22 protein-coding genes and 1 pseudogene are annotated in these 21658 nt (G+C 60.8%); 15 read left to right on the top strand and 8 right to left on the bottom strand.

Features of this window, described 5'->3' with window-relative positions; translation table 11 throughout:
- The first annotated feature begins 19 nt into the window (after positions 1 to 19).
- Positions 20 to 796, top strand: a complete 777-nt coding sequence (locus tag BN1129_RS03885; RefSeq protein ID WP_042034599.1) for an alpha/beta fold hydrolase — start codon at positions 20 to 22, stop codon at positions 794 to 796.
- Between the two features lie 66 nt (positions 797 to 862).
- Here the strand turns inward: BN1129_RS03885 and moeB are convergent, their stop codons facing one another.
- Together moeB and moeA are read right to left on the bottom strand one after the other, a co-directional pair.
- A complete protein-coding gene (gene moeB, locus BN1129_RS03880) occupies positions 863 to 1618 on the bottom strand; it encodes a molybdopterin-synthase adenylyltransferase MoeB (protein ID WP_042034598.1) in 756 nt (251 codons plus the stop codon).
- A complete protein-coding gene (moeA, locus tag BN1129_RS03875; protein ID WP_042034597.1) occupies positions 1615 to 2841 on the bottom strand; it encodes a molybdopterin molybdotransferase MoeA in 1227 nt (408 codons plus the stop codon). The genes moeB and moeA overlap by 4 nt, the downstream gene beginning before the upstream one ends.
- A 308-nt stretch (positions 2842 to 3149) precedes the next feature.
- Between moeA and folE the strand changes: the two genes are divergently transcribed.
- Positions 3150 to 3806 carry a GTP cyclohydrolase I FolE gene (gene folE, locus BN1129_RS03870; RefSeq protein WP_042034596.1) on the top strand — a complete coding sequence of 219 codons (657 nt, stop codon included), beginning with the start codon at positions 3150 to 3152 and terminating at the stop codon, positions 3804 to 3806.
- Between the two features lie 326 nt (positions 3807 to 4132).
- On the opposite strand, the gene BN1129_RS03865 is transcribed toward folE, so the two are convergent.
- The gene (locus tag BN1129_RS03865) at positions 4133 to 5863 is read right to left on the bottom strand and encodes a formate--tetrahydrofolate ligase (protein ID WP_042034595.1); all 1731 of its coding nucleotides are present in this window, start codon (positions 5861 to 5863) and stop codon (positions 4133 to 4135) included.
- A gap of 66 nt (positions 5864 to 5929) precedes the next feature.
- On the opposite strand from BN1129_RS03865, the gene BN1129_RS03860 reads away from it, so the two are divergent.
- The gene (locus BN1129_RS03860; RefSeq protein WP_042034594.1) at positions 5930 to 6367 is read left to right on the top strand and encodes a hypothetical protein; all 438 of its coding nucleotides are present in this window, start codon (positions 5930 to 5932) and stop codon (positions 6365 to 6367) included.
- Between the two features lie 14 nt (positions 6368 to 6381).
- Here the strand turns inward: BN1129_RS03860 and BN1129_RS03855 are convergent, their stop codons facing one another.
- Positions 6382 to 7284: a LysR family transcriptional regulator gene (locus BN1129_RS03855; protein ID WP_042034591.1), complete on the bottom strand. Its 903-nt coding sequence runs from the start codon at positions 7282 to 7284 to the stop codon at positions 6382 to 6384.
- 110 nt (positions 7285 to 7394) lie between these two features.
- Between BN1129_RS03855 and BN1129_RS03850 the strand changes: the two genes are divergently transcribed.
- The 4 genes from BN1129_RS03850 to BN1129_RS03835 all read left to right on the top strand — a co-directional run bounded on the left by BN1129_RS03850 (position 7395) and on the right by BN1129_RS03835 (position 10399).
- The gene (locus BN1129_RS03850; protein WP_042034589.1) at positions 7395 to 7955 is read left to right on the top strand and encodes a YceI family protein; all 561 of its coding nucleotides are present in this window, start codon (positions 7395 to 7397) and stop codon (positions 7953 to 7955) included.
- Complete coding sequence (locus BN1129_RS03845) at positions 7955 to 8692, top strand: hypothetical protein (RefSeq protein WP_042034588.1); 738 nt, start codon at positions 7955 to 7957, stop codon at positions 8690 to 8692. The genes BN1129_RS03850 and BN1129_RS03845 overlap by 1 nt, the downstream gene beginning before the upstream one ends.
- 188 nt (positions 8693 to 8880) lie before the next feature.
- Positions 8881 to 10002 carry an adenosylhomocysteinase gene (locus BN1129_RS03840; protein WP_042034587.1) on the top strand — a complete coding sequence of 374 codons (1122 nt, stop codon included), beginning with the start codon at positions 8881 to 8883 and terminating at the stop codon, positions 10000 to 10002.
- 88 nt (positions 10003 to 10090) lie between these two features.
- Entirely contained in the window at positions 10091 to 10399 is a 309-nt protein-coding gene (locus BN1129_RS03835) for an Rdx family protein (RefSeq protein WP_042034586.1), read from the top strand.
- Between the two features lie 114 nt (positions 10400 to 10513).
- On the opposite strand, the gene pepT is transcribed toward BN1129_RS03835, so the two are convergent.
- Both pepT and BN1129_RS23065 read right to left on the bottom strand, forming a co-directional pair.
- A complete protein-coding gene (gene pepT / locus BN1129_RS03830) occupies positions 10514 to 11737 on the bottom strand; it encodes a peptidase T (RefSeq protein ID WP_042034585.1) in 1224 nt (407 codons plus the stop codon).
- 595 nt (positions 11738 to 12332) lie between these two features.
- On the bottom strand, positions 12333 to 12788 hold the full coding sequence (locus BN1129_RS23065) for a hypothetical protein (RefSeq protein ID WP_157013247.1): 456 nt from the start codon (positions 12786 to 12788) through the stop codon (positions 12333 to 12335).
- A gap of 27 nt (positions 12789 to 12815) precedes the next feature.
- Between BN1129_RS23065 and speA the strand changes: the two genes are divergently transcribed.
- Both speA and BN1129_RS03820 read left to right on the top strand, forming a co-directional pair.
- Entirely contained in the window at positions 12816 to 14717 is a 1902-nt protein-coding gene (speA, locus tag BN1129_RS03825; protein ID WP_042034584.1) for a biosynthetic arginine decarboxylase, read from the top strand.
- Positions 14718 to 15002: 285 nt separating this feature from the next.
- Positions 15003 to 15191, top strand: coding sequence for a hypothetical protein (locus tag BN1129_RS03820; protein ID WP_042034583.1), 189 nt, complete (start codon positions 15003 to 15005; stop codon positions 15189 to 15191).
- A gap of 61 nt (positions 15192 to 15252) precedes the next feature.
- Here BN1129_RS03820 and BN1129_RS03815 read toward each other — a convergent pair whose 3' ends face one another.
- Together BN1129_RS03815 and BN1129_RS03810 are read right to left on the bottom strand one after the other, a co-directional pair.
- A complete protein-coding gene (locus BN1129_RS03815; RefSeq protein ID WP_042034582.1) occupies positions 15253 to 15543 on the bottom strand; it encodes a hypothetical protein in 291 nt (96 codons plus the stop codon).
- A gap of 468 nt (positions 15544 to 16011) precedes the next feature.
- A complete protein-coding gene (locus tag BN1129_RS03810; RefSeq protein ID WP_042034580.1) occupies positions 16012 to 17307 on the bottom strand; it encodes an SLC5/6 family protein in 1296 nt (431 codons plus the stop codon).
- Between the two features lie 249 nt (positions 17308 to 17556).
- Here BN1129_RS03810 and BN1129_RS03805 point away from each other — a divergent pair, with 249 nt between their 5' ends.
- From BN1129_RS03805 to BN1129_RS22160, 6 genes and pseudogenes are all read left to right on the top strand, one after another.
- Positions 17557 to 17940: a RidA family protein gene (locus BN1129_RS03805; RefSeq protein WP_042034579.1), complete on the top strand. Its 384-nt coding sequence runs from the start codon at positions 17557 to 17559 to the stop codon at positions 17938 to 17940.
- Positions 17941 to 17962: 22 nt separating this feature from the next.
- Positions 17963 to 19252: an L-cysteine desulfidase family protein gene (locus tag BN1129_RS03800; RefSeq protein ID WP_042034577.1), complete on the top strand. Its 1290-nt coding sequence runs from the start codon at positions 17963 to 17965 to the stop codon at positions 19250 to 19252.
- 55 nt (positions 19253 to 19307) lie between these two features.
- Entirely contained in the window at positions 19308 to 19961 is a 654-nt protein-coding gene (locus BN1129_RS03795; protein WP_042034655.1) for a helix-turn-helix transcriptional regulator, read from the top strand.
- A gap of 153 nt (positions 19962 to 20114) precedes the next feature.
- Positions 20115 to 20711 (top strand): histidine phosphatase family protein, encoded by a 597-nt coding sequence (locus BN1129_RS03790; RefSeq protein ID WP_042034576.1) that lies wholly within the window; start codon positions 20115 to 20117, stop codon positions 20709 to 20711.
- Between the two features lie 93 nt (positions 20712 to 20804).
- On the top strand, positions 20805 to 21248 hold the full coding sequence (locus BN1129_RS03785) for a hypothetical protein (protein ID WP_042034574.1): 444 nt from the start codon (positions 20805 to 20807) through the stop codon (positions 21246 to 21248).
- Between the two features lie 169 nt (positions 21249 to 21417).
- Positions 21418 to 21638 (top strand): annotated as a pseudogene (locus BN1129_RS22160) (IS5/IS1182 family transposase); the annotation flags it as partial.
- Between the last annotated feature and the right edge of the window lie 20 nt (positions 21639 to 21658).

Below are 21658 nucleotides of genomic sequence, written 5' to 3'. Positions count from 1 at the left end.
GTCGAGAGGCAATGAGCTGATGCGTCGCAATCAGGTGATGAAATCCAACGGTCTTGCCCTGCGCAGTGCGGGGGAGGGCCCCTTGCTGTTGCTGTTGCACGGGCTGGGCTCCTCCAGTCTCGACTGGCAGGCGCAGATCGAACGTTTTTCCGATCATTACCGGGTGGTGGCCCTTGACCTGCGCGGCCACGGCCAAAGCATGCAGGAGGGGCCATTCGACGTGGCCACTCTGGCCGCCGACGTGGTGAACTGGCTCGATGAGCAGCCGGAGCCTGCCTGGGTGGTGGGCTTGTCGCTGGGAGCCATGGTGGCGCTGGAGCTGGCCTTGCAACTTCCTCACAAGGTGCGAGGTCTGGTACTGGTCAACGGCGTCAGCGAGTTTCTGCTGGAAACGCCGAAGGAGCAGGAGCGTTACGCCCAGCGCCTCAAGTGGTTGCGCTGGTTTGGCATGCGCCCGGTTGCCTGGTGGCTCGGTCGCGAGCTATTCCCGGGCCCGGATCTCGCCCGGGTGCGCCACACCTTCCGGCTGCGCTTCGTGCGCAACCGAAAGCGGGTCTACAAGGCGCTGCTCGACGCCTTGCCCGGTTGGTCGGTGCGCGCCCGGCTCGGCGCTATCTGGCAGCCGGTGGCCATCATATCCACCAGTCACGACTACCTGCCGCTCGCCAAGCGAGTCGAGCAGTTTGCCGCCCTGCCCAACGCCACCATCCACACCCCCAACGGCCACCACGCCTGGCCGGCAGAAGATCCCTCAGGGTTCAATCATTTGCTGCAGCGGATCCTCACCACCCACTGAACGGGGGTCGGGGATACAAAAAAGCCGAACCAGCAGGTTCGGCTTTTTTGTGGGTATCGCTCGGGTTCAAGGATGGGAGCAAACCGGGCAGTCGGGGCGCTTGGGCAGTTTCATCTCGCGAAAGGTACCGGTGAGGCCATCGATCATCAAGAGGCGGCCGCTATAGCTACGTCCCGTGGCTGCCAGCAATTTTATCGCCTCCAGCGCCTGCAGGCTGCCCACCAGACCGACCACGGGGGCGAGCACACCTGCCTCGACGCAGGTAAGGGCCTGCTCCCCAAACAGGGCGCTGAGGCAGGCGTAGCAGGGCTCATCCTCCTGCCAGGTGAAGCTGCACAGCTGTCCCTCCAGCCGGATGGCGGCGCCGCTGACCAGGGGCACCCTGTGTTTGCGCGCGTATTGGTTGAGCAGATTACGGATGGTCAGGTTGTCGGTACAGTCGAGCACCAGCTGATGACGAGGTAGCAGGGCATCGAGCTGCGCCTCGTCGGCCATGGCGGCATGGGTCTCCACCTTGAGCCAGGGATTGAGCGCGCGCAGCGACTGGGCGGCAGAGTCCACCTTGTACTGGCCGATGCGCTCATCCGTGTGCAGCACCTGACGTTGCAGGTTGGAGAGCTCCACCTTGTCAAAATCTACCAGGGTGAGTTGGCCAATACCGGCCACCGCCAGATACTGGCTGGCGGCGCAGCCAAGGCCCCCGGCACCGATCACCAGCACCTTGGCCTGCTTGAGCGCCTCCTGTCCCTCGAAGTCGAAGGATTTGAGGATGATCTGGCGGTTGTAGCGCAAGAGCTCGGCATCCGAGAGAATGTCGCTCACAGCAGCAATCCCCCGAATGGTTCGACGGTGACTGTTTCGCCCGCAGCAACGCGGCCCCGCTCACGTTCGAGAATGATGTAGCAGTTGGCCCGCGACAGTGAGCTGAACACGGCGGAATCCTGGGAGCCTGTGCTGCGCACCTCGAGGCCGTCTGGCCCCATGCGCAAGATGCCGCGCTGAAAGTCGAGTCGACCCGGCGCTTTTTTCAGGGGCTCGCTGGCGATGGCTTGCAGTTGCAGCGGTCGTTCGAACTGCTGCCCGGCCAGCTTGGCCAGCGCAGGTTGCACCAGTTGATCGAAGGTGACCATGGCGGAGACAGGGTTGCCCGGCAGGCCGAAGAACCAGGCGTTGGGCAGGCGGCCGAAGGCGAATGGCTTGCCTGGCTTGATGGCGAGCTTCCAGAAACCGATCTCGCCGAGTTCCTCAAGCAACTGCTTGGTGAAGTCTGCCTCACCGACCGAGACGCCTCCCGTGGTGATGAGGGCATCGGCCTCGCGGTCGGCCTGCTGGAAGGCGGCGCGCAGTTGCGCGGGGTCGTCCGGTATGATGCCAAGGTCGAGGCATTCACAGCCAAGGCGCGCCAGCATGGCCTTGACCCCGTAGCGGTTGGAGTCATAGATGTCGCCGTGGGCGAGCGGGGTGCCGACCGGTTTGAGCTCGTCCCCTGTGCTGAAGATGGCTACTCTCAGCGGGCGGTGCACCGGCATGGTGGCGATGCCGAGGGATGCCAGCAGCGGTAGCTCGCGGGGGGTGAGCCGGGTACCGCTGCTGAGCACGCTGGCCCCCTCGCGGATATCTTCGCCGCGGCGGCGGATATTCTGGCCCGGAATGGGCGGTACCAGAAAGGCGATCTTGTCACCGTCTGCCCGGGTTTCCTCCTGCATCACCACAGCGTCTGTGCCCTCTGGCACGGGCGCGCCCGTCATGATCCGCACACAGTGGCCCGCCGGCCACTCTCCCTGATAGGGCTGCCCGGCGAAGGCTTTGCCTGCCATGATGAGCGGGGTGCCGGTTGCGAGATCGGCGAGCCGTACGGCGTAACCGTCCATGGCGGCGTTGTCGAACGGAGGCACTGACAAGGGGGAGGCGATATCTGCTGCGAGCACCCGGCCAAGGGCGTGGGGCAGGGGAACTTGCTCGGTGTCGCAGCAGCAGGCGAGTTGGTCCAGCATCCCTTGCAGGGCATCGCTCAGGGGGAGTAGTCCGCTGGTATCAAATCCCATCGTCATTACCTCTTTGGTGTGGTTGAAGGCAGATTATCCCAAAAATCACGGTGGATGGGCAGGCTTATCAGGGGCTGATACCACGCTGCCTGGCACCGGGGATGGCGGAAGATGACTTGTTTGTTGCAACCCTCCCCGTATGGGGGCGGCCATCAAGGGGCAAAACCCGACGGATTGGCATAAAGTCAGGTGGCGGACTTGAGTTAGCTTGAATTATGGCAATAATCGCCGTTTACTATTGCGCCACAACAAAGTGCCGTCACAGACAAGGCGGCCATCACAGTTAATGAGCGTGGGAGAGGAACAAGATGACGAGCTTAAGCCAGGAAGCCCTGTTGGTCAGGGCAGCCCTCGAGACCGAGGGCCTCGAGACACCTCTGGTGGCCAATACGTTGAATGGTCAGCAGAAGAAAGAGAAGATCGAAGGCCACATGCGCGCCATCATGGAGACGCTGGGGCTGGATTTAACTGATGACAGCCTGGCGGAGACGCCGCACCGCATCGCCAAGATGTACGTGAACGAGATCTTCTCCGGCCTCGATTACAGCACCTTCCCCAAGGTGACTGTCATCGAGAACAAGATGAAGGTGGACGAGATGATCATGGTGCGGGATATCAGCCTCACCAGCACCTGTGAACACCACTTCGTCACTATCGATGGACAGGCCCACGTGGCTTATATCCCCCGTGGCAAGGTGATCGGGCTGTCGAAAATCAACCGCATCGTGCAGTTTTTCGCCCGCCGTCCCCAGGTGCAGGAGCGGCTCACCCAGCAGATCCTGCTGGCGTTGCAGACCTTGCTCGGCACCAAAGATGTGGCCATCAGCATCAAGGCGACCCACTTCTGCGTGAAGGCGCGTGGGGTGATGGATTCCACCTCCTATACCACGACCACCTCTCTCGGTGGCGTGTTCAAGACCCAGCCCGACACCCGTGCCGAGTTTCTGGGCGGCCTGAAAGGCTGATCTGTCAGGAGGCATGCTGCCATGGCGGTATGCCTCCTTTCTTCCTCCTTCCTCTTTTGTTCATGGGGCCCGTCGGCCATCTCTCCTGTGTCATCCGTCAATGTCCTTCAGGGATGGACCGGTGCGGTCAACCCGTGATTGAACGGGTGATCGCTGTCATAACACAAGGCCCCGCCAATTGGCGGGGCCTTGTCGTGTCTGACGATCTTGAGCGTGGAGGCTCAACCCGATTATCTCGCCCTCCTCGTTGATATCGATATGGCGATAACCGGTGGCAGGCTGCCGGGGTGGTGACTTGGCCTGCTGCTGCCAGTCACCATCCTCCATCAGCTCAGTCCGACGATCTCGCCGTCATCATCGATGTCGATATGACGGTAGGCTGGCAGGCTGCCGAGCCCCGGCATTGTCATGATGGGACCTGCCAGCGCATAGACAAAACCGGCGCCAGCGCACAACCTCACCTCGTCGATGGGCACCTCGAAATCGGTCGGTACTCCCTTCCTGGCGGGATCATGACTGATGGAGAGCGGCGTCTTGGCCATGCAGATGGGCAGGTGATCCCAGCCTGCGCGCGAGAGCGCCGCCAGCTGTCGGCGTGCCTTGTCAGAGAGCAGGACACCGCGTCCGCCATAGCCGCACTCCACCAGGGTGGTGAGCTTGGCACACAGGCTCATCTCATCGGGATAGAGCAGCTGGATTTGGCTTGGCATCTCGCAGGCGGCGACCACGGCCTGGGCCAGTTCGCTGGCACCCGCGCCCCCTTGCGTGAAGGCGTGGGAGATGGCGGTGCCACAGGCACCGGCCCGCAGTGCCTCGCGCATCAGCAGCGCCAGCTCGGCCTGGCTATCGGTGGGGAAGCGGTTGACCGCTACCACCACGGGTACGCCATAGCGGCGGGCATTGTTGATATGCCAGGCGAGATTGGTGCACCCCTGCTCAAGGGTGGGCAAGTCCTCCTCCAGCAGGCTCTCGGGCAGGGGCTGGCCGGGGCGGATGTCGAGCAGTCCGCTGTTGGCCTTGAGGCCGCGCACCGTCGCCACCAGCACCACGCAGGCCGGCGTGATACCGGACTGGCGGCTCTTGATGTTGAAGAACTTCTCCAGCCCCATGTCGGAGCCAAAACCCGCCTCTGTCACCACATAGTCGGTCAGTTGCAACGCCATACGATCGGCGATCACCGAGGAGTTGCCGTGGGCTATGTTGGCAAAGGGGCCCGCGTGCACCAGTACCGGGGTCTGCTCCGTGGTCTGCATCAGGGTCGGTTGCAGCGCGTCTTTGAGCAGCACCGTCATGGCGCCCGCGACTTCCAGCTGCTCGGCGGTGATGGGGTTGCCCCGGTTATCGAGGGCCAGCTGGATGCGACCGATGCGGGTGCGCAAGTCTTTCAGGTCGCCGGCCAGCGCCAGAATGGCCATCAGCTCGGAGGCGGCCGTGATGACGAAACGATCCGTGCGCTCCACCCCATCGCCCGGGCCACCCTGACCGATGCTGAGGTGGCGCAGGGCGCGGTCATTCATGTCGAGGGTACGCGGCCAGAGGATGTTGGCAGGGTCGATGTCTAGCCGCTGTAAACCGGTTCTGGCGGTGAACTCATCGCCCAGTTTCTGCTCGTGGAACAAGCGGGCATCCAGCGCGGCGGCGGCCAGGTTGTGGGCGGCGGTGAGGGCGTGAAAATCGCCGGTCAGGTGCAGGTTCATCTCCTCCATCGGCACCACCTGGGCATGGCCACCGCCGGCGGCGCCCCCCTTGACCCCGAATACCGGGCCGAGACTCGGCTGGCGTATGGTGGCGATGCTGGGCTGGCCTATGTGGTTGAGCCCCATGGAGAGACCGAGGGTCGTGACCGTCTTGCCCTCGCCGAGGGGCGTCGGGGTGATGGCGCTCACCAGTACCAGCTTGCCCGCCTTGCCAGCAGGTTGGTTGAGCAGGCCGAGGTTGAGCTTGCCCTTGTGGTGACCGTGAGGACTGAGCAGGTGAGCCGGGATGCACAAGTGTTCGGCCAGCACCTGGATGGGAAGACGGGGGGACTGGCGGGAGATCTCGATATCGCTTAGCATCAGCACCTCGTTGGCATGTCAGGTCAAATATGCGGCGCAGTCTAGTGGAATCAACAGGGTTATCCAATGAGTAATAACATTTTATCCGGCAGTCGTGAGCTGCATCTAACGCCCATACTGCTGGATCTCAACGCCCTCTACCACCCGCCCAAGCGGCCGCTCACCGCCCTTGGCATCGTTAGCGCCTTCATGCCGCTGTTCGGTTATGGCTGGCAGGCGATGATCCAGGATCCCGAGACCCACTTTCGTCACGAACTGGGCAAACGCATCAACAAACACAAGACGGACGAGGCCAATCTCATCCTGATATTGCAGTTGGCCGGCATGCTCGATTGTCACTGCCTGCACATCAGGCTGCCCTATGTCTTGAGCGAAGAGCAAATTGCCACCTTGCGGCGCCGCCTGCCTCGCTGGCAAATAATGCAGACCGATCAGCTGTTGGTGGCCGAACTGCCGCAGCCAGCCGAACCTGGGTCGCCACCGTCTGGCGCCTCCACATCATAAATCCCGGCTCGGGCTTATTCTTTGCGATCCCAATAGTGGGGGGCAAGATAACGCTCCTGCACGAATTCGATGAAACAGCGCACCTTGGCCGACACGAAACGGCGGTGCGGATAGAGGGCATAGAGCCCCACTTGCCCCTTCTCCCACTTCGGCAGCAGTGACACCAGCGCCCCCGAGCGCAGTGCATCGCCGACGATGAAGGTGGGCTGCAATATGATGCCCTGATGATCGCAGGCGGCCCGGGTCAGGGCCACACCGTTGTTGGCGCGAAGCGACCCCTGCGGGCGAATGCTCAGTTGCTCACCATCCCGTTTGAAGACCCAGTCCGGCTGGGTCAGGGTGTAGATGAGGCAGTCGTGTTGCTTGAGATCCTCCGGGCTCTCTGGCGCGCCCTTGCGGGCCAGGTAGGCGGGGCTGGCACACACCTCCAGCTTCATCATGGCCAGCGGTTTGGCCACCAGAGAGGAGTCTGGCAGGTTGCCGATGCGCAGCGCCAGATCGAACCCCTCTTCCACCAGGGCCACTCGCCGGTCGCTGTACTCTATCTCCAGCTTCAGGTCCGGGAAGCGTTCACGAAACAGCGGCAGGGCGGGGGAGAGGTGCAGGTAGCCAAAGTCCATCGGCACCGATAGCTTGAGGGTGCCCTGAGGCTGCTGGTTGTTGCGGGTGAGCTGGCTGTGGGTCTCTTCCAGCTCTGCCAGCAGGGCCTGGGATCGCTGGTAGTAGAACTGGCCCGCCTCTGTGGGGTTGACCTGACGGGTGGTGCGCGACAGCAGACGGGTGGAGAGAGACTCCTCCAGCTGCTGCATCAGCTTGGAGGCCATGGCGACCGAGATGCCGAGCTGGTTGGCGGCCTTGGTAAAACTCTGACACTCCACCACCTTGATGAAGGTGCGCATGGCGGCTATCTGGTCCATCTTTCACTCTCAGTTGATAATTATTTTAATAAATCGCTGATTATCTATTCCGCTATGGAGGTTAGCATCTTGGTTGTTGTTGTGAACCCCCAATATGAAGGAACGAACGGATGAAAATGACCAAGGCCCTGCTGGCCTCCTGCCTGTTTATGGCGGCCCCCCTGATGGCGGCCGATTACGACGTCGATGCGGCTCACACCACTGTCCAGTTCAAGGTGGGGCACCTCGGCTTCTCCGAGCTGGTCGGTCGTTTCAACACCTTCAGCGGCACTTTCAGCATGGACGATGCCAATCCGGCTGCGGCCAGGGCGAGCTTCGAAGTGGATGCCGCCAGCGTGGACTCCAACCACGAGGCCCGCGACAAACACTTGCGCAGCCCCGATTTTCTGGACGTGAAGCAGTATCCCAAGATGACCTTCGTCAGTTCTGCTTATGAGGGCACCACGGATAAAGGCGTACTGAAAGGGACCCTGACCTTGCACGGCGTCTCCAAAGAGGTGGCCTTCGATCTGGTCAAGATCGGCGAGGGCAAGGATCCTTGGGGCGGCTATCGCAGCGGCTTCAACGCCTCCACCACCATCAAGCGCAGTGACTTCGGTGTGAGCTACATGTTGCCCGGCATTCCGGACGAGATGAGTATCAACCTGTTCGTCGAAGGCGTGCGCAAGTAATGGGCGCAGCACTCCTGCTACAAACCCTGGCGGCTCCTTTAGGGGCCGCTTTGCTGTCATGGCGCTGGCCGCGACTGGGGTATCTGTGGGGCGCTCTGGCGCTCTGGCTGGTGGGCTGCCTGCTGGGTGGCGCCTATGGGCTGCCAGCCAAGGCGTGGCAATGGCTGCCGCTGATCTTGCTGGTGCCGGCGATTGCGGCGCAACTGGCGGACAAGCGGGCCGCCTTGTTGCTGTTCGCGGCGCTCTCCGCCCTGGTGTGGTGGCAGGGGATGGCCTCTGTGCTGAGCAGTGAGCCGCGCATCTGGCTGGCATTGCTGCCCGCCATTGCCTGGTTGGGGTGGACCGAGCTGCGTGGTGACTGCCGCGAAGGGCTGGGCTTTGCCCTTGGCTTCATCTGGCTTGCGCTGGTGATCGGCATCGACGGCAGCTTGCTGATTGCCCAGTTGGCGGGTGCCCTGGCTGCCTTTGCCGGTTTCCGCGCCCTGCTCGGCGCCTTTGCCGGCATTAAGGCGGCGCCTGCCGCGCTCGGGTTGGCACTGGCCTTCATGCAGATGCTCGCCTGGCAATACGTGGAAGTGCCGCTTGCGGTCTTGCTGCCGGTCTGGCTGTTGCCACTGCTGGAGTGGGCCTTGCGCAACAAGCCCTGGATCCAGCGTTGGGTTGTGCTGATCCTGCTGGCGGGAGTGGGCACTGGATTGAGTCTGTGGAAGGTATGGCCAGAGGCCTCTTTGTACTGACTTTTAGCATAAAAAACAGTCGATTAACCCGAAAGTTGACGACTTCGTCATAGACTGTATAGATAAAGATTGAGCCCCCCTGTGGATTCAGATAAAAAGGTTTTTCAATTATCTGGACACACAAACAGAACCCGGTGATACCGGGTTCTGTTTGCCTGCTTGTTTGCGGCGCGCTAAGGAGGCCACAGTTGCGCAGTCAAGGATCTGAGCATCTGTTTTTTCGCCATTTCACCGAGCAGGGCCGCCTCGAGGGTCTCTGTATCCTGCTGGTTACCCACCTGCTTCCCGATCGCCCCCAGTTTATCCAGGCCCTCGATCACATCGGGCGGATCGGCGCCATCCTGCCCAAACCCAAGTCAGTGCACGGCCCGACCCTGACCTGGGCCCAGCAGCATTACCCCGTGCTGCCGCTTAACCGCCAGTGGACCAATACGCCGCAGGGGGTGATAGAGCACATAGCCCCCCTGGTGGCCCCCCATGAACGGCTGATTATTCTGGACATAGGTGGCTACTTTGCTAAAACCCAGGCGACCCTGAGCGAGTATTTCGGCTCCCGTTTCCTCGGGGTGGTGGAGATGACCGAAAACGGCCATCAGCGCTACCAACAGGAGGTGCTGGTGACCCCTGTCATCTCGGTGGCGCGCAGCCCTCTCAAGCAGGCCGAGGATATCCAGATTGGTCTGAGCGTGGTCTACTCCGCCGAGTCGTTGGCACGTACGCTAAACCGCACCTTCAACGTCTGTCAGGCCGCTCTATTCGGCTATGGCAAGGTGGGGCGCAGCATCGCCCGCGAGCTCAGGTGCCGCAACCTGCATCTGGAGCTGGTGGAGACAGACGTGCTGCGTCAGGTGGAGGCGCTCTCCCACGGCTTCAAGCTGGTGGGCAAGGCCGAGGCGCTCAGTCGGGCCGAGCTGGTGATCTGCTCCACTGGCAACGGTGCGCTGGACCTGGCCGATCTGCAGCAGTTGCGCCCTGGCGCCATGCTGGCCTCGGTCACCTCGGCCGATGACGAATTCGCATTTTGTCTCTCTCGGCTGCCCTGGCCGAGCGAGGAGGTGTGCCCCCATGTGCTGGCACTGACCCGGCCCGATGGCAGCACCATCTTCCTGCTCAACCGGGGGGAGGCGGTCAATTTCGTCCACGGCGCTGTCATCGGCGAATATGTCTATCTGGTGCTGGCGGAGATCATCGAAGGGGTGCGTCAGCTGGCGCAGCAACCCCTGGCCCCTGGCCTGTTCGATCTGCCGCAGTCAACCATGCGTACCATAGCCCGTCACTGGCTAAGCGATTTCCACGGGGTCAGCCAGTGAGCCAGGCTGCACTCTTGGCTAGAGCAGCAGACATGGCGGGTCATCTTTATCCCCCTTCCCCGCTGGCCGGTTTGTATGGAGTCACCCAATGACAGAGTCGTTAATCCCCATCAGCAAGCCCCGCATCGAGATCCGCTACTGCACCCTCTGTCGCTGGATGCTGCGCGCCGCCTGGCTGGCGCAGGAGCTGCTCTCAACCTTCGACAGCGATCTTGGCGAAGTGGCGCTGGTGCCCGCCAGCAAGGGGGAGTTCCGTATTCTGGTAAATGGCGTGCTGGTGTGGGACCGGGTGGCTGACGAGGGCTTCCCCGAGGCCAAAGAGATCAAGCAGCGGGTGCGCGATGTCATCGCCCCACAGCGGGATCTGGGCCACTCGGATCGCAAGGCGGCCGAGTAGCGTCAACTTGGCATATCGCCTGCAAAGGTTGCCAGCAATATAGAAAAAGGAGAGGGAGGCCATGGCCTCCCTCTCCTTGTTTAGTTTCCCGCCTGCGGGGATGTGGCAATAACCTTATGCGCGCCAGGCGGAGGTGAGGCGCACCAGCTCCACCAGGGTGGCGACCGCTTTTTCCATGGATTGCAGCGGGATGAACTCGTGCTTGCCGTGGAAGTTGTGGCCACCGGTGAAGAGGTTGGGGCAGGGCAGGCCCATAAAGGAGAGGCGGGCACCGTCGGTCCCGCCGCGGATCGGCTTGATCTTGGGCTCCACGTCTGCGGCCTCCATGGCGGCGCGGGCCAGCTCGACTATGTGCATGTGCGGCTCAATCTGGCTGCGCATATTGCGGTAGCTGTCAGTCAGGGTCAGCTCGATGCGGGCCTTGGGATACTCGGCCTGCATGGCGGCGACCCGGCTCTGCATCTCGGCCTTGCGCGCGGCGAAATGTTCGTCGTCGAAGTCACGGATGATGTAGTGCAGGGTGCTCTCCTCCACGGTGCCGCTCATCTGGGCCAGATGGAAGAAGCCCTCATACCCGTCGGTGCACTCAGGGGTCTGCTCGGCGGGCATGGCGGCGTGGAAGCGGGCGGCCAGGGTCTGGCTGTTGATCATGCTGCCCTTGGCGGTGCCGGGGTGGACGTTGTTGCCGACAAAGCGCAGGTTGGCGCTGGCGGCGTTGAAATTTTCATACTCCAGCTCCCCCAGCTCACCGCCGTCGACGGTATAGGCCCAGCGAGCCGGGAAGCGGTCCAGCGGGAAGCGATCTGCGCCGCGGCCGATCTCTTCGTCCGGAGTGAAGCCGACCCAGACGTCGCCACGGGGGATCTCGGGGTGGGCCTGCAGATGGGCGATGGCGCTGAGGATCTCGGCGATGCCCGCCTTGTCATCGGCGCCCAGCAGTGTGGTGCCGTCGGTGGTGATGAGATCCTGGCCCAGGTAATTTTTCAGGAAACGGTAGTCACGGATGGCGAGCACCTCATCCCCCTTGCCCAGACAAATGTCCCCTCCCTGATAGTGCTCGATAAGCTGGGGGACCACCTGCTCGGCTTCGTAGTCGGCGGTATCCATGTGGGCAATCAGGCCGATGGCGGGGGCATCCGGCTGGTTGCCCGGCAGGCAGCCGGTGAGGTAGCCGTGCTCGTCCAGGGTGACCCGGGTCAGCCCCATCTGCTGCATCTCATCTTGCAGGGCACGGGCGAAGATCAGCTGGCCTTCGCTGCTGGGGCAGGCGGGATTGGTCGCATCGGAGCGGGTATGAAACGTCACGTAACGCAAAAAGCGCTCAAGCAGGGTATCCATTGGCAAGCCTCAAACCTGTGATGAAGGACCATTGTGGTCAATCTTGCCGGGGCGCTTATTGCGTCAGCGCAGTTTTTGTCACATTTTTTGGCGAAGATGTGGTGTGAAGCGTGTAAGGTAGAGCAAGCGGTGGCTAGTGATATTTTACTTAGAATAAAATGACGAGAAATATGCATTTTTAAGCGTGTTGTCATGAGGCCCTATGAGGTGTGCAGCGGGGTGCCACAAGGGCTCTGCACGAGGGGGCCAATCCCGCGCTATTTTCAGGGGCAAGAATGACCTGCGGGTGAGCCTCGGCATCCCAGTGCCAGCCTCATTGGTAGCAGGATTTGATCGCCTTATTAAAAGCAGTTTTTGAACACTATTTTTTATTGTCACCGCTGGCGGTAAGTGTGTACACTCCGCGCCGATCCAAGGGTAACCCTGAAGCAGGCAGAGGCCGCCAGAAACCTGAAAGATCATACGCCTATAGGGCGAGGCACGCAGAAACGACAGACACTGCTGGGGTATGGTTTCTTTAATACCGGTTAGGCTCCGGTATCAGGGAGAACAACGGACACTCATTATCCATCTGACCGAGTGAGCCAATGGCTCATCATCTTCCCTTGTCATGGGCGGTCACGGGTACTGGGTTGGGCTGTGGTCGTGGTCGTCTATCAACACGCTTGCGTGCTGGCGCCCTCGCTTTCTTCTTTGAAACCTCCCTTGTCGTCGTGATGCTGCCGAATGATGAACTGACGGCGTGGCTGATGTCGTCTGTCATCAAAGTACCGCGGCGCTGTTTGCGCAGCACCGCATACCGTTGAGCTTGATGTAAAGCCACCAGCCCCACATCAAGACTCGTTACTTCCCAAAATCCACCAGGCAGCCACAGGCTTGCCGCGATGTGCAAAGAGATGGTCTGGATGTGACAGCGAGTCACGGTCGAGGTCACGCGGCCCTGCGCCGCGGGCTCAGACAGATGACTTTCCAGACTCCAGCAGGCAGCGTTGGCTCGCCACGCTTTGCACGAGATGGTCTGGATGTGATTGAGGGTAACGAAGGCGGCCACTGGCCGCTCATTTGCGAGGCATAGCCCATGACTAACTGGTCCAGCAAGGACTCCTTGAAGGTCTACAACGTTCCCTACTGGGGTGCGGGTTTTTTCAACATCAATGACGCCGGTCATGTGACCGTCGCGCCCGACAAATCACGCCCTGATGCACACATCGTCATCTCTGATGCTATCGAACAGTTGCGTCAGTCCGGGCTGACCACCCCCGTGTTGCTGCGCTTCCCTGACATCCTCAAGAGTCGGGTCGATGCGCTGTTCAACGCCTTTGGTCAGGCCATCGAGAAGTCAGGCTATGAAGGGGACTACCTCTGTGTTTACCCGATCAAGGTAAACCAGCAGAGTCGTGTCATCGAGACCATCAGCCAGTCCTACAGCGACAAGCCCCGGCTTGGCCTGGAAGCTGGTTCCAAACCGGAACTGCTGGCCGTGCTCTCCCATCACCATGAGCAAGGCTCGGTGATCGTCTGCAACGGTTACAAAGACCGCGAATATATCCGCCACGCCCTCTTGGGCAACCTGATGGGCCACAAGGTCTATATCGTGGTGGAAAAACCCTCTGAACTGGAAATGGTGCTGGACGAGTCAGCTCGCCTCAACATCAAGCCCAACATAGGGGTGCGCGCCAAGCTTGCCTCCACCGGCTCCGGCATGTGGGAATCGAGCGGCGGCTCCATGTCCAAATTTGGCCTCTCCGCCTCCCAGATCCTGGCGCTGGTCGAGCGCCTGCGCAGTCTCGGCAAGCTGGATTGCCTGCAACTGTTGCACTTCCATCTGGGCTCCCAGATCGCCAACATCCGTGACATTCAGGGCGGGATCCGCGAGTGCGGCCGCTTCTATTCCGAGTTGCGTCGCTTGGGCGTGCCCGTCGACGTGGTCGACGTGGGGGGTGGCTTGGGTGTGGACTATGAGGGCACCCGCTCCCAGAGTCACTGCTCCGCCAACTACAGCCTGTCCGAGTACGCCAACAACGTGGTGTGGGGCATAGGCGATGTGTGCCGCGAGTTTGACCTGCCTCACCCGACCATCATCAGCGAGTCCGGCCGTGCCCTGACCGCTCACCACGCCGTGCTGGTCACCAATCTGATTGGTGCCGAAGGGGTGGAGATGAGCGACATCAGCGCGCCGGATGACGACGCCCCCACCATTTTGCAGAACATGTGGAAAGGCTGGCTGGATCTTCGCAGCGAAGATCCCTCCCTGCTGGAGATCTTCCACGACTCGGTGGCGGATCTGGGCGATGTGAACACCCAGTACACCATGGGCCTGCTCAACCTGGAGCAACGTGCCTGGGCCGAGATGCTGCACCAGAACACCTGTCTGACGCTCAAAGAGCTGCTCAACCCGGTCAACCGCAACCACCGCGCCTTGGCTGACGAGCTCTCCGAGAAACTGGCCGACAAGTGTTTTGCCAACTTCTCCCTGTTCCAGTCCCTGCCGGATGCCTGGGGTATCGGTCAGGTGTTCCCGGTGATGCCGCTGACCGGTCTCGATCGTCCGCTCACTCGTCGTGGCATCCTGATGGACATCACCTGCGACTCGGACGGTCAGGTAGAGCACTACGTCGACGGTCTGGGTGTCGAGAGCACGCTGCCGATGCCGGAGTACGCCGAGAACGAAGTGTGCCACGTCGGCTTCTTCCTGGTCGGTGCCTATCAGGAGATCCTGGGGGATCTGCACAACCTGTTCGGTGACACTCACTGCGCGGAAGTGTGTCTCGATGAAGAGGGCAAGATGGAGATTCGCAATGTGGTGCGCGGCGATACCGTCGATCAGCTGCTGCGTTACGTCAACATCGACCCCTCCGTCATTCGCGAGAACTATCAGCGCATCGTCTCCCACCCGGCGCTGGACGACGCGACCCGCAAAGCCCTGCTTGACGAGCTGGAGCTGGGTCTGCAAGGCTACGCCTATCTGGAAGACGAATAAGCCTCAGGCTTGTTCGCCCCGTCGGTGGAAACAAAAAGACGGGAATGAAAAAACGGCGCCTTCGGGCGCCGTTGTTGTTGATGGCATCCTCCTCTTCTTGAGGGCGGGATGCGGGGCGGCCAGCGTCATATGACGAGTGGCGGCGGCCGTGCGCGGCTCGGGGCCCGGTGCCGGCAGATATCGGCTTCACTCCGCCTCTTCTCTTGATCTGCATCAAGCCTGACGCGGGCGGGGTATTTTACGGTCAGGAGTGATGTGGGTGACAGATAACAAAAGGATGTGAAGATGGAACTGGAAAGGGACCCGAGATGCTATACCGACCTCTGTATCGACGGTAAGTGGTATCACTATGACCACTGCAGCACACATGTCTATATGCTGATGGGGGGCGCGGCCCCGAGTCTGGAGCTGACCCATGAGCCCAGCAGCGAGGAGGAGCTGATCGCCATGCTCCAGCAACTGGCCCGCCTCTGAGCAGGGCTGTCTCATGGCCATCGGGCAGTGCGCCGCGATGGCCACCTTCTGTTTTTTCCCGTCAGCCGTTCGCCTTGCGGCCAAACAGTTTCTTGCCCATCTCCATCAGGGCGGTCGCAGCGGCGTAGCTGCTGTCTGACTTGCCAATCTCATCGGCCACGTAGAGGAAGTTGGATCGGTACTTCTCCACCGCCTCTTCCCGGCTGTGAGCATCGATAAAATCCTCTTCCACCTCGAATCCCTGTGCCAGCAGCGCCTCTTTCTCAATCAGAAAAGTGGGGGAGGCCATGTCGACAAAGGTGTACTGCTGCCGGTTGGATGCCGGGACGGTAAAAAACTGGTATCTAGCCATCTGCGATTCCTCGCCTGAACGGGTGATAAATGATGTGACCTTCTGCTCGTCGAACTGTCCCCCTGGCCATCTCATCAAGGCGCTAAAAAAGCAACGTTCGAGTCTTTTTTGTCGTTCGAGCCTACCCGGTCCCACTTGGGGGCGCAAGGGGAACATGGGCCTTGTTTGCCAGACAACGCCATGGCGCCGCACGAGCCGCATCGCTAAAAAACCAGCCTCATCAGGGGGCTGGCGGCAAGGTTGTCGAACCCGCTATCAACCGGCGGCAGAGCACTGAGCGCTGCACCCCGCAGGGGCGTGCACCGTGATGGCGGGATATGACCCTGAGCCGACAACGTCCGCTGACCCAGGGGGCAAGTGGTGATGTGTCGGTGCAGGCCGGGGTGGCATGAGTCAGACAAACGGGCCCCCGGAGAGGGGGCCCGTTATTGGGCGAACAGCGGGCCACGCGGCCCGGTTGGCCGCGGGTCAGTTGAACGCCAGGAAGGGCGAGACGCAGAGCAGCAGGCCGGTGACGATGATGATGTAGAGGGAGGCGCCCTTGTACTTGTGCAGCGCCGGTACCTGATAGACCAGATAGGCCGGGATGAGGCAACCCACCATGCCGAAGATGGGGCTGCAGATGGAGGTGAAGCTCAGCACGGGGGCGTTGAGCACAATAGCGCCCCAAGAGAGCAGCACGGTGAACAGCATGATGCCGCGACCCACCACTCCCTTGTTGATGCGCTCTTCCGGCATCACCCGGCGCAGCAGGTTCATGGCCAGCCCCTGACAGGCTTCACGAAAGCCCAGGTAGACGCCGAAGTAGGCGGTCATCACCGCAAAGATGTTGAGGGTCAGGCTGAGCAGCTTGAGGGTCTGGCCCGGCATGCCTTGCGCCACCATGGCCAACGCCGAGATGTTCTCTTCAGAGGCTTTGACCGCCTGCTCGTGGCCCATGGCCAGGGTGAAGGAGATGGCGTAGAAGAAGACCACCACGAACAGGATGCCGAAGGCGATGTTCATGGCGCGCATCGCCTTGAAGCGGGCCACTTCCAGCGACTTCTCCCGCGAGCGGTAGGAGATCACCATGGGGCTCAGGCTCTGGATAAAGAGGATGGAGGTGAGGGTAAAGGGCAGCATGATGATGGCGTCCTTCATCCAGTCACCGGCTGCCGGCATGGCGGTGATGTTGGCCGCATCCCACTTGTCGACCATCATGAGGCCGAGCAAGGCCACCACGCTGATCTTGGTCAGCACCATGAAGGTGGAGATCTTGAACAGCAGGTTCTCGCCGCGCGACGCCAGCGCCACCAGACCGCAGATCAGCACCAGACCGTAGAAGGGGTTCTCGGAGAGCAGGTGGCGGGTCACGCCGAAACTCTGCAGGAAGGAGGCGCTGTCATTGGTGATGGCGGTGGAGTAGACGAACACCCAGATCACCAGCATCACGAAGTAGAGGGCGCCGAGCAGCATGCCCCAGTTCTTGCCGAGGTAGCCCGTAATCACGCTGGGGTAATCCTTGCACTCGGGCGAGGTGGCCAGGGTATTGATGAAGAGGCGCTGGAACATGTACATGGCCGGGTAGCCGATCACCGCCGACAGCAGAAAGACCCACAACCCCATCAGCCCCACCTGTACCGGCAAAAAGACGATCCCCGCACCGATGGCCATGCCGATGCTCATGATGATCCAGCCCCAGTCGGTGCTGTCAAAACGAACTGCTTCTTTCCATTCCAGTGTGCCCGTGGCGGGCCCGGTGAGTGTCGTGCTGTGAGCGTCCATGGTTGACCTTGTTGTTATGTGAGTGATTATTGGCGCAAATATAGTTGAATAAAAAGCCCTAAACAATGGCGGGTTTCTCCCAGTGGTTCAAATCGGAATGGCGCTCACAGTTTCTGTTAATACGGCGTTATCGCGCAAAAATAGGCTTTAAATTTATAAAATAGTTGAACGAATGGTTTTAAAAGCAAATAATGTTGCATGAAATAAGTTTCGCGAGTTCAACATTATTTGAATGCAAGTGGAGGCCATATGAAAACCATCATAACATCAGCCGCAGCACCCGATGCCATCGGTCCCTACAGTCATGGCACCGCCTATGGCGATCTCATCTTTACCTCCGGCCAGCTGCCGGTGTGCAAGCAGCTGGGCGGCGTGGTGGAGGGGGGGATAGCAGCCCAGACCCGCCAATCGCTGGAAAACCTGAGATCCGTGCTGGAAGCGGCCGGTGGCAGCCTGGATACCGTGCTCAAGACCACCTGTTATCTGGCAGAGATCAGCGATTTTGCCCAGTTCAATGCCGTCTACAAAGACTATTTCCAGAAAGATTGCCCGGCCCGCAGCTGCTTTGCAGTGAAGGATCTGCCGATGGGCGTCAAGGTTGAAATCGAAGCGATCGCCCATATCGCCCGTTAATGCTGATAAAAAGGTCCCGGTAATGAAGCAAGCATGGCAGCAGTATCTGCAGATTATTCAACAGGTTGTCAAACCGGCCTTGGGGTGTACCGAGCCCATCGCCGCCGCTTATGCCGCCGCCGTCGCGGCTCGGCAGCTGGGCTGTGAAGCCCGGCGCATCGAGGTCGTGGTGTCGGATAATCTCTACAAGAACTCCATGGGGGTCTATGTGCCCGGTACCGGCAAGATAGGGCTGGCTATCGCTGCCGCCGCCGGTGCCATCGGCGGCAAGGCCGATGCCGGACTGGAGGTGCTGGCCGCCATCACCCCGGAGCAGGTTGCCCGTGCCCAGAGCCTGATCGATGCCGGCGGCGTTCAGGTCAGCCGCACCGAGGCCCCCGAGTTCATCTACTGCCGTGTGACCCTGTTTGGGTGCGATGAGAATGGGGAGGAGCACAGCGCCGCCGTGACCCTGTGCGGCGGTCATACCCGCATCGTCGAGCAGCGCCGCGATGGCGAGGTGACCTTTGTCGCCGATGAGAGCCTGCGGGGTGCCACCGGTGCCATCTGTGACGGTGTCGACATCAGCATCGCTGCCATCCATGCGTTCGCTACCCAGGTGGAATTTGAGCAGATCCGCTTCATCCTCCAGGCCTCCGAGCTCAACGGCAAGCTCTCCGACGAGGGGATGAAGCACCCCTATGGCCTGGAGATAGGCCGCACCATGCAAAAGAGCATCCGCGCCGGCTTCATCGGCGAGGATGTGATGAACCGCATCGTGATGCTTACCGCCGCCGCCTCCGACGCCCGCATGGGGGGCGCCAGCCTGCCAGCCATGAGCAACTTCGGTAGCGGGAATCAGGGCATCGCCGCCACCATTCCCGTGGTGGTGATCGCCGAGCGTTACGGCGCCAGCGAGGAGCAGTTGGCGCGAGCTCTTATCATGAGCCACCTGGGGGCCATCTACATCAAGTCCCACTATCCCCCCTTGTCGGCGTTTTGTGGCAATACGGTCACCAGCGCGGCGGCCGCCATGGCCATGGTCTATCTGGCGGGCGGCAGCCTGGCGCAATCCTGCCACGCCATCCAGAACGTGCTGAGCGACAGCGCCGGCATGGTGTGTGACGGAGCGAAAGCCTCCTGCGCCATGAAGGTGAGCACCTCCTCCGGCGCGGCCGTGCGCGGTTTTCTGATGGCCATCAACAGCCACTCGGTGTCCGGGCAGGGGATTGTCTCGCACGATGTCGAGCAAACTATCAAAAATATCGGGCAGATGGTAAAAGACGGCATGTCTGCCACAGACACCACCATTATTGACATCATGTCTGCTTGATCACGTGACCTGGCTGCTGCCGGTGACGGGCAGCAGCGTTACCATGAAGGCCCCCATGAAACTGCAAGAGCTGACCCCGACTGACTTCGAGATCCTCAAGGCGATGGAGATCATAGTGGACGGCATCGCCGCCATGTATGGCCAGCACACCGAGGTGCTGCTGCACAGCCTGGATGCGCGCAATCCTGCCATCATCAAGATTGCCAACGGCCATATCACGGGCCGCAGTGTCGGGGCCCCCATCACCAATCTGGCGATGATGAAGCTCAAGAGCGGGCAGGATATCTCCAGCCCCTACATGACCAGGTGCGCTACCGGCAAGACCCTGCGCTCCCTGACCACCGTCATTCGCAATGGTGAGGGGCAGGCCATCGGGCTGCTCTGCATCAACACCGACATGGACGCCCCGCTGCAATCCGTGTTGCGTACCATGATGCCCGAGTGCATACAGCACCATGAGCCGAGCACCACGCCGGAAGTCTTTGCCCGCAACATAGACGAGGCCCTCAACAGCACCATAGACACCGTCAGTGCCGAGGTGCGTGGCAACGACGCCGTGTCCCCGTCCCAGAAGACCCGGGTCATGGTCAAGCAGCTGCATGATCTGGGGATCTTCGAGCTCAAAGACAGTGCCCAGATAGCCGCCCGCCAGCTCGATATCTCGGTGCACTCCATCTACCGCTATCTGCGGGAGATCAAGAAGGGCTGAGCCGGCTCACCCCGGCTGCTTTGGCAGCAAACGGGTCAGCCGTGCCCGGTTTTTACGCCCGGTTTTGCCTCCCTGTTTGCGTCATCCCCCGTGTTCATCTGCTATCATCGTCCCCCTTCATTTTTCTATCTATTTGAACGTGCTGGAGAAACCATGTCTCGACTCATCTATCTGCTGCGCCACGGCCAGACCCGCTATAACGCCGAGCTGCGGCTGCAGGGGCGCTGCAACTCGGACCTGACTGCCAAAGGGGAGGCGCAAGCCACCGCCATGGGCGCTCGCCTGCGCGACTTGCTGGATGACGCCACCCGCTGGACACTCTACGCCAGCCCCCTCGGCCGTGCCCGGCAGACGGCGCACCTGGTGTGTCAGCAGCTTGGGCTCGATAGCGATCGCATCGTCTGGGACGAACGGCTGGTGGAGCTGGGCATGGGGGAGTGGGAGAGTCGCCGGGTGCCCGAGCTGCTGGCGGCCCACCCCGAGCTCGACCTCGAGCAGCCAGACTGGTATCTGCAGGCCCCTGATGGCGAGACTTTTCAGAGCATTCAGCGCCGGGCCCAGGTGTGGCTGCAGGATGAGCGCATTGCCGAGCGCGCCATCGTGGTCTCCCACGGGCTGTTCGGTGCCATGCTGCGCGGCGCCTATGCCGACCTCGACTACACCACCACCTGGCTGCAGGAGCTGCCGCAAGATGCCTTCTACCAGCTGCAGGACGGTCATATCACCCGCATTGCCTGCCAGTTGCCGTGAGGTTGCCACCATGCCATGGGCGATGGTGGAAAAATGGCGTGAATATTGCTGAGTATTGCCGTATGTCGAGAGATACAACGCAGAGAGGGCATTATGATCATCGGCGCGGCTCAATATCAATTGGTGCAACCATCGCAGGTTGCTGGGCAAAGTAGGGCCCAATTTGGTGAACAACAAAAAAGCATCAAGCTTGCTGAGGATAAGGTCACCCTGAACGGCAGTCATGATGATGCCTCTCCCACTTACGATCGCTCTGGTCTGGTCAGGAAGGTGCCGGAACGTAGCCTGACCCAGATCGCGTTGGAACACTTGTCTGCGCAACGAATTGGACTCAGCAAAGAGAAGCTCGAGGAGCTCGAGCAGCAGAAGAAAGAGGTTGAGGCGAATACCGATCTATCCGACAAAGAACGCCAGAAGTTGCTGGCGGATCTCGACCTGCAGAAAGAGGCGCTGATCAAGGAAGCAATTGAGCGACGTCAGACCGGTGACGATGAAGAGCAACAATCCAATCCTTCTTCTGGCAATGCCCCTGAATAAAGATGCCATGGGCGGCAATAGTTTGCCGCTTTAATGATTGCTCCATTTCCCCCGGTGGTCTTTTCCATTTTCGGCGGCGGGCTACACATACGGAAACCCGTCTTTGCCGCAGTTCAACACATCAGAACACCTTGTCGCGGCAAGATGAGGCATCTTATATCCCAGATTTCTGGTGATGCGAAAGGAAGGGCTGACGCACAGGAAGAAGGTCTCGAGGTATCACAGTCGTTCACTGGCGAAGGCGGCAATGTATCGATTCAAGCCGTTGCTGGCGGGCAAAATCACTCTGCGAAGATACCACACGGTCAAGTAGGAGAAGTGATGGCGTATGTGAGCGCGATAAACACACAGAACACCCGTGGTCAGCCTCTAGGACAGCCCCGAGTGTAGCGGTCACTTGGGGCTTTGGA

Origin of the sequence: Aeromonas popoffii, from assembly GCF_000820025.1 — a bacterium.
GTDB classification, from domain to species: domain Bacteria; phylum Pseudomonadota; class Gammaproteobacteria; order Enterobacterales; family Aeromonadaceae; genus Aeromonas; species Aeromonas popoffii.
The sequence above is the reverse complement of the archived record's forward strand: the minus strand, read 5'-3'. Positions and strand labels throughout refer to the sequence as shown.

What these genes read in the sequence shown, in the direction of transcription:
- BN1129_RS03865 (WP_042034595.1), bottom strand. Translation starts at nt 5,863, where the DNA reads ATGCTAAGCGATATCGAGATCTCCCGCCAGTCCCCCCGTCTTCCCATC.
- BN1129_RS03810 (WP_042034580.1), bottom strand. Translation starts at nt 17,307, where the DNA reads ATGGACGCTCACAGCACGACACTCACCGGGCCCGCCACGGGCACACTG.
- BN1129_RS03850 (WP_042034589.1), top strand. Translation starts at nt 7,395, where the DNA reads ATGAAAATGACCAAGGCCCTGCTGGCCTCCTGCCTGTTTATGGCGGCC.
- BN1129_RS03860 (WP_042034594.1), top strand. Translation starts at nt 5,930, where the DNA reads ATGAGTAATAACATTTTATCCGGCAGTCGTGAGCTGCATCTAACGCCC.
- BN1129_RS03815 (WP_042034582.1), bottom strand. Translation starts at nt 15,543, where the DNA reads ATGGCTAGATACCAGTTTTTTACCGTCCCGGCATCCAACCGGCAGCAG.
- BN1129_RS03855 (WP_042034591.1), bottom strand. Translation starts at nt 7,284, where the DNA reads ATGGACCAGATAGCCGCCATGCGCACCTTCATCAAGGTGGTGGAGTGT.
- BN1129_RS03795 (WP_042034655.1), top strand. Translation starts at nt 19,308, where the DNA reads ATGAAACTGCAAGAGCTGACCCCGACTGACTTCGAGATCCTCAAGGCG.
- BN1129_RS03885 (WP_042034599.1), top strand. Translation starts at nt 20, where the DNA reads ATGCGTCGCAATCAGGTGATGAAATCCAACGGTCTTGCCCTGCGCAGT.
- pepT (WP_042034585.1), bottom strand. Translation starts at nt 11,737, where the DNA reads ATGGATACCCTGCTTGAGCGCTTTTTGCGTTACGTGACGTTTCATACC.
- speA (WP_042034584.1), top strand. Translation starts at nt 12,816, where the DNA reads ATGACTAACTGGTCCAGCAAGGACTCCTTGAAGGTCTACAACGTTCCC.
- BN1129_RS03805 (WP_042034579.1), top strand. Translation starts at nt 17,557, where the DNA reads ATGAAAACCATCATAACATCAGCCGCAGCACCCGATGCCATCGGTCCC.
- BN1129_RS03790 (WP_042034576.1), top strand. Translation starts at nt 20,115, where the DNA reads ATGTCTCGACTCATCTATCTGCTGCGCCACGGCCAGACCCGCTATAAC.
- BN1129_RS03785 (WP_042034574.1), top strand. Translation starts at nt 20,805, where the DNA reads ATGATCATCGGCGCGGCTCAATATCAATTGGTGCAACCATCGCAGGTT.
- BN1129_RS03845 (WP_042034588.1), top strand. Translation starts at nt 7,955, where the DNA reads ATGGGCGCAGCACTCCTGCTACAAACCCTGGCGGCTCCTTTAGGGGCC.
- BN1129_RS03820 (WP_042034583.1), top strand. Translation starts at nt 15,003, where the DNA reads ATGGAACTGGAAAGGGACCCGAGATGCTATACCGACCTCTGTATCGAC.
- BN1129_RS03800 (WP_042034577.1), top strand. Translation starts at nt 17,963, where the DNA reads ATGAAGCAAGCATGGCAGCAGTATCTGCAGATTATTCAACAGGTTGTC.
- BN1129_RS03835 (WP_042034586.1), top strand. Translation starts at nt 10,091, where the DNA reads ATGACAGAGTCGTTAATCCCCATCAGCAAGCCCCGCATCGAGATCCGC.
- moeA (WP_042034597.1), bottom strand. Translation starts at nt 2,841, where the DNA reads ATGGGATTTGATACCAGCGGACTACTCCCCCTGAGCGATGCCCTGCAA.
- folE (WP_042034596.1), top strand. Translation starts at nt 3,150, where the DNA reads ATGACGAGCTTAAGCCAGGAAGCCCTGTTGGTCAGGGCAGCCCTCGAG.